This window comes from Chamaesiphon sp., from assembly GCF_041737865.1.
Taxonomy (GTDB): domain Bacteria; phylum Cyanobacteriota; class Cyanobacteriia; order Cyanobacteriales; family Chamaesiphonaceae; genus Chamaesiphon.
Genome location: NZ_JBGSQZ010000110.1, coordinates 1 through 10,385 on the forward strand (window position 1 = coordinate 1; position 10,385 = coordinate 10,385).

Annotated in this window: 10 protein-coding genes; 3 read left to right on the plus strand and 7 right to left on the minus strand. The window is 43.6% G+C overall.

Features of this window, described 5'->3' with window-relative positions:
* Positions 1–409: 409 nt before the first annotated feature.
* On the minus strand, positions 410–634 hold the full coding sequence (locus ACEW9J_RS07785) for a DUF2945 domain-containing protein (RefSeq protein ID WP_373544565.1): 225 nt from the start codon (positions 632–634) through the stop codon (positions 410–412).
* Positions 635–909: 275 nt separating this feature from the next.
* Between ACEW9J_RS07785 and ACEW9J_RS07790 the strand changes: the two genes are divergently transcribed.
* Positions 910–1,410 carry a gluconokinase gene (locus ACEW9J_RS07790; RefSeq protein ID WP_373544566.1) on the plus strand — a complete coding sequence of 167 codons (501 nt, stop codon included), beginning with the start codon at positions 910–912 and terminating at the stop codon, positions 1,408–1,410.
* 261 nt (positions 1,411–1,671) lie between these two features.
* On the opposite strand, the gene ACEW9J_RS07795 is transcribed toward ACEW9J_RS07790, so the two are convergent.
* The 3 genes from ACEW9J_RS07795 to ACEW9J_RS07805 form a co-directional block, all read right to left on the minus strand.
* Positions 1,672–2,709, minus strand: coding sequence for a hemerythrin domain-containing protein (locus ACEW9J_RS07795; RefSeq protein WP_373544567.1), 1,038 nt, complete (start codon positions 2,707–2,709; stop codon positions 1,672–1,674).
* A gap of 256 nt (positions 2,710–2,965) precedes the next feature.
* Positions 2,966–3,793 (minus strand): hypothetical protein, encoded by an 828-nt coding sequence (locus ACEW9J_RS07800; RefSeq protein ID WP_373544568.1) that lies wholly within the window; start codon positions 3,791–3,793, stop codon positions 2,966–2,968.
* 213 nt (positions 3,794–4,006) lie between these two features.
* Positions 4,007–5,029, minus strand: coding sequence for a spore photoproduct lyase family protein (locus ACEW9J_RS07805; RefSeq protein WP_373544574.1), 1,023 nt, complete (start codon positions 5,027–5,029; stop codon positions 4,007–4,009).
* A 264-nt stretch (positions 5,030–5,293) separates the two neighbouring features.
* Here ACEW9J_RS07805 and ACEW9J_RS07810 point away from each other — a divergent pair, with 264 nt between their 5' ends.
* Both ACEW9J_RS07810 and ACEW9J_RS07815 read left to right on the plus strand, forming a co-directional pair.
* Positions 5,294–6,196, plus strand: coding sequence for a homogentisate phytyltransferase (locus tag ACEW9J_RS07810; protein ID WP_373544569.1), 903 nt, complete (start codon positions 5,294–5,296; stop codon positions 6,194–6,196).
* A 50-nt stretch (positions 6,197–6,246) separates the two neighbouring features.
* Entirely contained in the window at positions 6,247–7,284 is a 1,038-nt protein-coding gene (locus ACEW9J_RS07815) for a tocopherol cyclase family protein (RefSeq protein ID WP_373544570.1), read from the plus strand.
* 94 nt (positions 7,285–7,378) lie between these two features.
* Here the strand turns inward: ACEW9J_RS07815 and ACEW9J_RS07820 are convergent, their stop codons facing one another.
* From ACEW9J_RS07820 to ACEW9J_RS07830, 3 genes are all read right to left on the minus strand, one after another.
* Entirely contained in the window at positions 7,379–8,449 is a 1,071-nt protein-coding gene (locus ACEW9J_RS07820; protein ID WP_373544571.1) for a hypothetical protein, read from the minus strand.
* A gap of 84 nt (positions 8,450–8,533) precedes the next feature.
* Positions 8,534–9,064: a DOMON-like domain-containing protein gene (locus ACEW9J_RS07825; RefSeq protein WP_373544572.1), complete on the minus strand. Its 531-nt coding sequence runs from the start codon at positions 9,062–9,064 to the stop codon at positions 8,534–8,536.
* Positions 9,061–10,152 (minus strand): phosphotransferase enzyme family protein, encoded by a 1,092-nt coding sequence (locus tag ACEW9J_RS07830; RefSeq protein ID WP_373544573.1) that lies wholly within the window; start codon positions 10,150–10,152, stop codon positions 9,061–9,063. The genes ACEW9J_RS07825 and ACEW9J_RS07830 overlap by 4 nt, the downstream gene beginning before the upstream one ends.
* Positions 10,153–10,385: the final 233 nt, after the last annotated feature.

A 10,385-nucleotide genomic window follows, 5' to 3' on the forward strand; every position in this document is an offset into this window, starting at 1 on the left:
GTTTTGACTTTGAAAGGCTCAAAACCCTTGCACTCGATCGCTTGAATCTGGCGATCGAGTGAGAATATTTGCAACAAAACCATTTTTTAGCAAGGAGTTCAGGCTTTAGAACAGCATCAGGGACTAATTCAGCAAGCCCTACTTAATTACGTCGAGATCGACAGTCCTAGATTGAATTTAACCCGCAATTTTTCAGTTTGATTTAAAGATATTCAATAGTGAATTTTAGTAATGTTTATATCTTTTGATAGAGCGATGTAAGTTAATAAACTCAGGGGATCGATAGAGGCTAGTCGATCGGTAGATAAGGCTCTAAATACATTAGTAGAGTGATGCCAAAATGACATTGAGTGCGCTCGATCGACCGCCTACTGAAAATTTTTAATAGTTTCGCATTGTCCGCTACTGCTTACTCCTCCCGATCGGTCAATGATTTGGGCTTATGTGCTGCTTCCTTGCCCGTTTTGTCGCTTTTTACTAGATATTGCGGATCGTCTTTGGACGCATCTACATGATGCTTTTTGATATCGATCGGCTCAGTCAATTTTTTTTCGACAGTGCCTTCGATCGTCCCTTGCGAACTTTCCCACTCTACCTTGTCGCCTGGCTTAAAACTATCTGATTGATTTGACATGATTTGCTAATTCTTAGATTTTAGTCAACTGTTGTATCGTAATTTAACAACTATTTTTTTACTCAACATCTATCTTTTGAAAGATTTGTCAATCAGATCGATTTAGCTTTCCCATGCTCTATCCATCACTGCTTTAGCGATCGCGATCGCTAAAAATTGTCGAACAGATTATGATTAAAGCAGTACATCTCAATTCAGAATACTGGTGCTCATGCGGCAGTAGCCCAACAAACCCTACATCAACCTATCTTTTCATTTAGGATTGCTATAACAACATGGTCATCATATTGATAGGCGTTAGTGGTAGCGGCAAAACCACGATTGGGCAAGCCTTGAGTGCGCTGACAGGCTGGTTGTTTGTAGATGCAGATGATTATCATTCACCAGCGAACATTGCTAAGATGTCTCGTGGTGAGCCATTGAGCGATGCAGATCGCGGATCGTGGCTGAATGTGCTGGAGACGCTAATTGCGGTAAACATAGCTCGTGGTGAGACGATGATTTTAGCTTGCTCCGCGCTCAAAAAATCCTATCGAGTGCAGCTTACTCCAGTAGATTCGCTGTCTGTCCGGTTTGTCTATCTCCAAGTATCACCAGAGTTAGTTCAGGCGCGGCTGGAGCAGCGACAGGGACACTTTATGCAGGCTACTATGCTGTGCAGTCAGTTAGCAACTCTAGAAGCACCCGCCTCTAATGAGGCTCTAATTATTGAAGTTCAATCAGACACTTCTCCGCAATTACTGGCAATCTCGATCGAAAATCGACTCGAATATTAATATAGCGATTCTAAATCAGATCCCTGGTATCGAATACTGGTGCTCATGCGGCTTGCGCCTAACACACCCTACATCAACTACAGTCAGGGCGACGCGGACATCTATAGCAATCCTAACGAAGCTAAATCGGTGTAGGGTGTGTTAGGCAGCAGCCGCATGAGCACCAGTATTCGAGCCTAAAAAATAAGGACTGTTGGGATCATTCCCAACAAGTCCTAAAATTTAAATTAAGTGTGAAAACTTTTATACCCAGCTACTTACTTATTTAGCAGTTGCTGCGAGTTCCTCTTGAAGTTTAGCTTTTGCACTCTTGAACTGAGTAGCTAATTGTTCGCGCTGCTCGTCGCTACAGTTGTTGCGGATCGCTGCAAACATGGTGTTTTCTTCTTGGGTGACATGTTCTTGGACTGCCATCTTGAGTCGCTCTACTTTAGCTTTGAAGTTGCTGTCAGAAGCATTCATCGATTTGATTTCTTCTAACATGACTTTCATTTCAGCTTGCTCATCATAGAGTTCTTGAGTCTCTTGATAAAAGGGACGAACTGCTGGGTAAACAACTTGCTCTTCAGCTTCTGAATGAACGGATAAATCTTTATAGATTTGACCAAAATATTCTTCGATCTTTTTGGGATCGTTGGTATTTTCAATTTCCGTAAATAGGATACTGACTTTGCTATGATCCATGCGAATCACATCTTGAATGTTCATGTCAGATTTATCGGTGTTATGGGTGACAACACTACCGACAACACCGGAAAATGCAGCTACGGAATCTTGAACTCTTGCCCACAGACCTTGCTTTGGTTCTTGTCCAGTTAGTTCCCGAACACCTACTAATTCGATCACACCTTTGAGTTGCTCTTCATGAGCGCGGTTCTCAAAGTTGACCGTGTTGAGTGGAGTGAGTGCGGCTTCTACATCTGCACCGATGACTTGAGCAGCTTTATGAAGCAGATATCCAGCCATGAATTGCTCGTGCTTTAGTGCCTCGTGCTGGGCGACTTTTTCATATATTGTCAACTCTGGGCCATCCATCAACTTGGTAATCTCTTCAACCATCATCGTGACAGTTTCTTTTGGCTCGCCTTTGACACCATACTGGACGATGATGGTATCCAAAACGCCTAGATTTTTTTTGTCGTCGTCTAGCATTTTGCTCAGGCGATCGCGAACTTCCTGGTCGCTACTAGCGGAAATAAGTTTTTCCTCAGTAGCAATTAGTAGGTTTTGGACTTCTTTGATTCCAGCTAGCTTACAAGCAATTGCTGTACGTTTTGAATCATCAAGAGTTATAGACATTTTATTCTCCTTGCTTGTGCTCGTTCATTATGTATTTAATGAACTCTCCTTATTAAAGATAAAATATATAATAAAATAGCTCATCCCTCTAAGGATAGAGATACAGAATCTATCTTTGGGATGAGCAATCTGAAGTTTGACTGACGTTTCTAAAAACTGTTTAACAGTTGACAGTTGACAGCGAAAAGTGCGGTCTTGGGCTTCTGCCGTCCTTTGTAGCGTCTCGAATTTTGCGTGTCGAATGCCGATCTACAAGCTATGACAAGGATTTGCCAAATGTTGTCAGCACTTTGCCCAGTTTTTGGATGACCCCTTTAAAACCTCGGCCAGCATTGGCGGCGGCGGCGGTTGTCTGCTCGCCGATCTCGATCAGTTTCTCGCTGAGATCTGCGCCTTTTGTTTTACTTGCTTTTAAAAGCTGTTTGAGCTGCTTGAGTTCGGTGGCGAGTGCTTTGAGGCTCCGATCTTCAGATTTGTGTAGCAGATCGTACCACCGATCGATCTCACTGACTGCGGATTTGGGATCGCTCTTGCTAGGATCTTGCTCCAATATATCTACTACGGCATCTAAACCTTCGAGATGGTGTAGATCTTCAGCTTTAGCTAGGGAGCGACCGACTTTGACAAGTTGCTTCCCTAAGCGTTGAAGAGGTGCTTTGAGTTCTTTTTCAGCTCCAGCAGCGATTTCGCTAGTTTGCTCGCCCAGATGACCGATTAGTTCGCCTAGCTCGTGTCCGCTCGGCTCCTTGCGCTTTAATTGTTTCTGCAATTCTTTCAGCCCTGTCGCAATTTCTTTAGCTTCGGGTTGCTTGGATTGATGAACCAATCCATGTAACTCATCAATCATTTTCAAAGCTGCATCAGGATCGATCGAGCTAAGTTCGCCTTGGAGTGCTACTGAGAGTGATTCCAGCTTTTGTGCAGGTTCATCGTGTTTTGATTCTGAAGTTGCCGATTTTGAAGATTTTTCGGACTTTTTCTTGTCTTTGGATCGATCGGCTAATTCCTGCTGTGCTGCTCCATTCTCGATCGAGTCTTCTTGAGTTGATTCGCGCTTATCCTGGATCTGTCTTTCGCTAGCCATGATTCTAAATTCTCGATCGGTAGATGATTAACAAACAGCCTACAAAGCTTTAAGCTGAGTTTGCTCATTCTAAGGAGGGAGGTATCCATCATCCATCTGAGAGAGATTGATTCAGGTGACGATCTGCACTTTAACCTGCTAGATCCCCGACTTCTCGAAGAAGTCGGGGATCTGTCCGATCTGAGGATCTATGCTGTTACTAATCGGAATGTATTATGTCCAGTACAGGAGCTTGGCTTGGGGGAATCGGCGCGACAATTCCCGCTCGAAAAAGCTGCGAAGCTGTTTCATGATATCCGTCTCATAAACGTACTTAGTGCCCCCAAATTTATTGCGCTTAACCTTGCGGGTAGACTCATCCATCTCCAGTTTGGTTTGAGGATACCACTCTAATAAAGTTTCCTTGGAACCAGGGGTAAAGCGATGGGTAATCAGCTCGAATGTCAGATCGCCATCAAAATCTAAAGCTGTAGAGATTGAGTCGAGCAATTGAGTATAGTGCAACTCCCAATCTGCTATCGGCATAATCGGCGCGATTACCACCCCAACTGGGTAGCCACCACCACCGCGAGTGCGCGGTAAAGCCAACTTTCGCAACACCTGTAACCTGGCAGCAACGGGAGCTGTACCGCCCTCAAACCGCATCGAAACAGGCGCGGCATTGACACTCACCCGACAGCGGGTATGTCCGTTGTGAGGCAAATCTAACAGGGCCTCGACGGCATCGAATTTGGAAACCCAGCGCAGATATCCATCTTCGCGGGTACCAAAGTAGCGGATACACTCTGCTAAACTCCCTGTGAGATGCTCGATCCCTAGAGGATCGGTGTAACAACTAACTTCAAAACTCGTTGCTTCACCTACACGTTCGTAGCCTCCCAGATTGGCTAGAGTCTGCGGGAGATTGGCAAAGGCGCGAATTACTGGTGGCCCTTGGAGACTACCTGCGAGGTAGCAGTACTGACAGTGAGCTGGGCAACCTTCGGCGAGGTGAAATTGCCAGTCAGCAGAAGGGGGAATGGGGCTGAGTTTGAAACTACTGGGGGGAGCTGTGACGACGGCTAAAGTGCGTTTGGAGATTTGATATGTTTCGCGCTCATTGTCGCCGCGCAGTCCGGTGAGACGGTTGTGAGGCAGGATTTCAATGGGTAAATGTAGAGACTCGATTCGGGCTAATATTTGTTGTCCCCAGGGTTCTTGGATGGCAGCAGGTGTAAACAATACCTGCTCTGGCATCCAAAGTTTAGTTGTGGTAGGGATAGAGGTAGACTCAATTGCGATCGGCACAATAATTTAAGAGACTTTTGGAACTAATATTATTGTGACATTTCTGACTGTCGATCGCTGATGGGTAACGCTTACGGATATCCTGACTCGCAATCTCAACAGGCGATCTGAAGAGTTGCTGTAGCTACCTTTTATTCTCTAGTTAGTTTAAACTCCAGAAATATACCTCTACTTAGATTACACACTTCTTCTATCCCATCCGATCTACGCCTAATGTATTTATCACAGCTTTGGAAATTTTCGCGTCCGCATACGATTATTGGTACTACTCTAAGTGTATTCGCACTCTATACGATCGCGATCGCCACAACGCATAGCTCGATTTCTCCGATAAGTATCATTCAACTATTAGGAACTTGGATCGCTTGTCTATCAGGCAATGTCTATATTGTCGGACTAAATCAACTGTATGATGTCGAGATCGATCGGATTAATAAGCCAGATTTACCATTGGCTAGTGGTAAATTGTCAATTAGTCAAGGCAAGTGGATCGTTGGGGTGACAGGTATTTTAGCGATCGCGATTGCGGCATTATTAGGTAAATGGTTATTGGGAACAGTTGCCCTCAGTTTAGCGATCGGTACGGCTTATTCTCTACCACCGATTAGGTTTAAACAGTATCCATTACTCGCTGCTTTTTGTATCTTGACAGTTCGGGGCGGCATTGTTAATTTAGGTATTTTCTCCCACTTTAATCGAGTTTTTACAGGTACAGATGTCATACCGCCAACTATCTGGGTGCTGACCCTATTTATCATTGTATTTACGATTGCCATTGCGATTTTTAAAGATGTCCCAGATCTTGAAGGCGATCGTCAATATCAGATTCAGACTTTCACGCTAGTCTTGGGTAAAAAAACTGTCTTTAACTTAACGCGGTGGGCAATTACTATTGCTTATTTAGGCACAATCGGAGCAGGAATATTTATTTCATCAGCCATTAATACTTGGATTTTAGTAATTTCCCATACTGGATTACTAGGCTTATTATGGTGGTATAGTAGGGACGTAGATTTAGAAAAGAAAGAATCGATCGCTGAGTTTTATCAATTTATCTGGAAATTGTTTTTCTGGGAATATCTAGTTTTCCCGATCGCGTGTTTTGTGAATTGGTGAATGGTGGATGGTGGATGGTGGATAGGTAATAGAAATTAGGAGGATAGATTTTGCAGGTACCTCATAGTGGATATCATTGGAATGGTGTAGATCCAGATTTTTTTGAAGGGTGGTATTTTCGGGTGACTTTGCCTAAAATTAGGGAATCTTTTGCTTTTATGTATTCGATCGAAGATCCTTTAGGCAAAAGCGATCGCAGCGGTGGCGCAGTGCAAATGTTAGGGATTGATGAGGAATATTTACTCTCATCTTTCCCAGATCCTCATAAGTTTTGGGCGACAAAAGATGAGCTGGGATTAGGACATTGGGGAGATAAATTAGCTATTGCTCCGCAATTATTGTCAGTTGCAGAATTCGATCGTCAAATTACTGAGGGTTATCAAGTTACGGCTACTTTACATCAAGGCGCATTACCCGCCCAAGACTGTCGCTGGTGTTATCATACCGTCCCTGTATATGGCTGGGGACAGCCCCAGCAGACGCAACAAGCCACTGCTGGGTTGTTATCGTACCTAAGGATATTTGAGCCAGGATGGCAGATGCTGATGGCGCATGGCTTGGCGACAGGTTGGATCGAGTGGCGGGGCAAACGCTATGATTTTATCAATGCACCAGCTTATAGTGAAAAAAATTGGGGACGCTCTTTTCCCCAGAAGTGGTTTTGGGTGAATTGTAATAGCTTTGAGGAGATAGTTGGTTTAGCGATTACCGCAGGTGGTGGGCGACGCAAAGTATTGTGGGCGACGGAAGAAGTTGGGATGATTGGCATTCATTATCGCGACAGGTTTTATGAATTTGCACCGTGGAATTCACAGATGAGTTGGCAGATTCAACCGTGGGGAGAATGGAAAATTCAAGCTAGCAATGGAGATTTTCAGGTAGAACTAATTGGTACGACTGACTCTGCTGGTACGATGGTAAGTACGCCGACAGAAAAGGGTTTGGTGATGTGTTGTCGCGATACACTCAAAGGTGTATTGTCGATCGATCTGCGTACTCGTCAGGGTAAGCAAATTATCACAGCTAGTAGTAATAATGCTGGTTTGGAAGTGGGTGGTGCTGGATGGGAACAAGCTTGGGTGAAATAGTAATTCCTCCTTTCGTAGGGGCAATTCATGAATTGACCCTACGAAAGGTTGGAACGAGAGTAGATCTGCACATGATTAAATTTTCATTCCTTAATTAATCTAACGGTGGTAAGACCGTAAGATTATTGAAAACTTCTAGTTGAATCTTATTTCTGATGATTACCTCTTTCCAGGTTTTATAGGTGGTGGGTGGATGATACTGATATGTTTGGCAATCGTATCTGCCTTCGATACCAGTCATCACTTCCATCAGATTAGTTGCCGCAGCTTTGACACCATCATCTGTCGATCGAGCACCTAGATAAAAATCATTACCTGGCCATGAAACATGATCCCAAGCGACAAAACTAAATAGTTGATAATTTGTGAAATCATCGCCCGCTTCTGCATAAACTTGTGGATGACATAGTTGGGGCTTATTGGTGTTGCCTTTGGTTAATGGTCTGACTAATAAACTAATACCGTCGATCTCAAATCTTTCATTCTCACACTCTTGGTAAGGATCGTAATAGACAACTTTAATATTTGAAAAATTATGACCGTGGGTTAACAAGAAAGTAATTAGTATATCTTTTAGTTCTGTACCTAACCGTCCTCTAAATACACCTGCAAACTGTCCACAACCCAAGCCAGGAATGGTAATGAGTGCCATCTGCCCATTTTGCTTGGCTCGATCGTTAGCATAAATAAATGCTGGTAATAATCTCCGTTCGTAGAGTTGATAATATTTAGTTCTACTCAATTCTCCATTGTCAGTAACTTCTTCCCAATCAACAGGCGTAATATTATTACCGTTGCGTAATAATGCCCCTGGGGTGAAAATCAAAGTAGCTAGAAATGGCACTTCATGAATAGTGGGATGGCGATGCTTGCCGTTATCATAGATCGTAACTGGTGTAACGATACTGATATCTCCTAAAATAGCTAGTTCTTCCTGATTCCAATCAGTCCCATTACCATAAACTTCAAATTCTGCAAAAATCTGCGGACGCTTGGTTCTCATTAGAACTTCAATGAATTCAATAATTGTCAGTTCGGACAAATTTAGGTGTAGCAATCGATCGCGTAGATATCTACCACAACTGGCTCCAGATTTGAGCCGATCTAGATAAGAACTTATCTTTCGATAGGTTTGACTATTTACCAATATTTGATAATCTTTCATATTATTTTATCTAACTCGTAAGATTTGTAGATTTTTCAGGGTGCGTTATGCTGACGCGATCACAAACCGAGGATCTACATAAAATCAGATCTTAATTACAAAGCTATCCCGCAAATGAAAGTCAGCTTCTTCATCACAATGTGTCAATGCCCAATAACTAATTTCATCTTGGGTAGATCTAATCACCGTCGCGATCGAGACTTCTAATTGACGATCGATTGAGATAATTTTACTTAGATCGAATTCTAATTTTAGTGTCAAAGAATTTGCAGATCGATCGACATCAAATGGTAGCGATGTAAATGCTGTTTCATTTTTTAGCTCCTGGCGATAATCATCGAGGCGGAACACATTCCAATCGCCACTAGGTGAGAGATTGAATTCCCAATAATTACGATCTCCCAGCACCCCGATAAAGAACTCGAAACAGGTAGCTTCCCACAGTGCAAACTTGCGACTAGGTGCGACTGCGGGTGATGCAATTGCTACTGAATCCAGATCGTCGAGGAGTTGATACTCGATCGAGAGGATATTATCTGCTCGATCGATATTACCGAAGATCTCGATCGTTGGTAAGGCATCTGACGCAAAAGGAACGAGGCTAAAATTACTCATCGTAAATCTTCAATAATCGATCGAATCGCTGTTTCTTGCGCTTCAATACTCTCAGTCAGTTTAAATTGAACTAATGCTCGATCGAGATTATGGTTTGGATACTTGACTTTAAAATAAACATTTCCCGCTAAGTAATCGGTAAAAAATCGCAATCCTAATTCAAAGGCAATTAATCGAATCGCATCGAATAGATATTCATAATCATCGCTGGTGAGGAAACCACTCGCCTGGGAGAGATATCCCTCCAGCATCGCCCGACACATCTGCGTGTCAAATTGTACCTGCTCCCATGCTGTTGTCTCTTCACCCAGCGGGTTGCAACCCGATCGCAAACAATCACCAATATCGTAGTGTACCAGTCCTGGCTTGACCGTATCTAGATCGATAATCCCGATCGCCTGTTGAGTAGTGGTACAAATCATCACGTTGTTTACCTTAGGATCGCCGTGGATCGGACGCAAGGGGAGCTTACCATCACTTTTGGCATCTTCTAGAACTCGCGCCCATTCTTGCCGCTCCTGGATGAACTTGAGACAATAATCTACTTCTGGATCTATCGCACCAGTATATGTTGGTAGCACCCGCTGGTAATATTCCAGATATTGGGGCGTAATATGAAACCCCTCCAATGTATCAGCCAATTGTGCGGGATCTAAATCGCTAATCAGGTGATGAAATCGCCCTAAAGCATAGCCAACTTCCCGCCCATGTGCGAGATCTTGGATAATATCGAGCGATGCAGAACCATCTATAAAGCTAATTGCCCGCCAATATGTACCGTCAGGTTCTACCCAATGGTCGCGATCGTCTATCGTTAATAATACTGTTGGTACTGCCCAGCGACGAGCGAGATTCACTTCATGCTGCAATTTGTCACATACATGCTGAGTGAAGATTCGCATATTCTGCATCACTAGCGCGGGTTGTTGAAAGACATGAGTATTGATCCGTTGCAGTACAAAATGAGGTTCGGCTGCATCCACGGTGACGAGGAACGTATCATTGATATTGCCACTTCCAAAGGCGCGAACATTTGTAATCAGTCTAGATGTAGCAAATTGTTGGGCGATAATATTCAGGCGATCCAATATTTTTAGGGGTTGGGGGGGTTAAGGGTTAGAGCAATACGGTTCGGTTAAACAAATACCTGTTCTGGTATTAGTCCGCGTAGCGAAAAGTGCGTTCTTGGGGTTTCCCCAAGTGAAGCACCTTTTCAAGACAGCGGCGTTTTTATGTCTAGGGTTCCCCCCGAATAAAAAAACGACAAGACAGCGCACCAAGCAGGCGTTAGTGGGGTGTGGTAGCGCCGCGATTCCTGCTC

Excerpts from the sequence above, each read along its gene's own strand:
- ACEW9J_RS07810 (WP_373544569.1), top strand. The coding sequence starts at position 5,294 with ATGTATTTATCACAGCTTTGGAAATTTTCGCGTCCGCATACGATTATT.
- ACEW9J_RS07785 (WP_373544565.1), bottom strand. The coding sequence starts at position 634 with ATGTCAAATCAATCAGATAGTTTTAAGCCAGGCGACAAGGTAGAGTGG.
- ACEW9J_RS07825 (WP_373544572.1), bottom strand. The coding sequence starts at position 9,064 with ATGAGTAATTTTAGCCTCGTTCCTTTTGCGTCAGATGCCTTACCAACG.
- ACEW9J_RS07805 (WP_373544574.1), bottom strand. The coding sequence starts at position 5,029 with ATGCCAGAGCAGGTATTGTTTACACCTGCTGCCATCCAAGAACCCTGG.
- ACEW9J_RS07800 (WP_373544568.1), bottom strand. The coding sequence starts at position 3,793 with ATGGCTAGCGAAAGACAGATCCAGGATAAGCGCGAATCAACTCAAGAA.
- ACEW9J_RS07790 (WP_373544566.1), top strand. The coding sequence starts at position 910 with ATGGTCATCATATTGATAGGCGTTAGTGGTAGCGGCAAAACCACGATT.
- ACEW9J_RS07820 (WP_373544571.1), bottom strand. The coding sequence starts at position 8,449 with ATGAAAGATTATCAAATATTGGTAAATAGTCAAACCTATCGAAAGATA.
- ACEW9J_RS07795 (WP_373544567.1), bottom strand. The coding sequence starts at position 2,709 with ATGTCTATAACTCTTGATGATTCAAAACGTACAGCAATTGCTTGTAAG.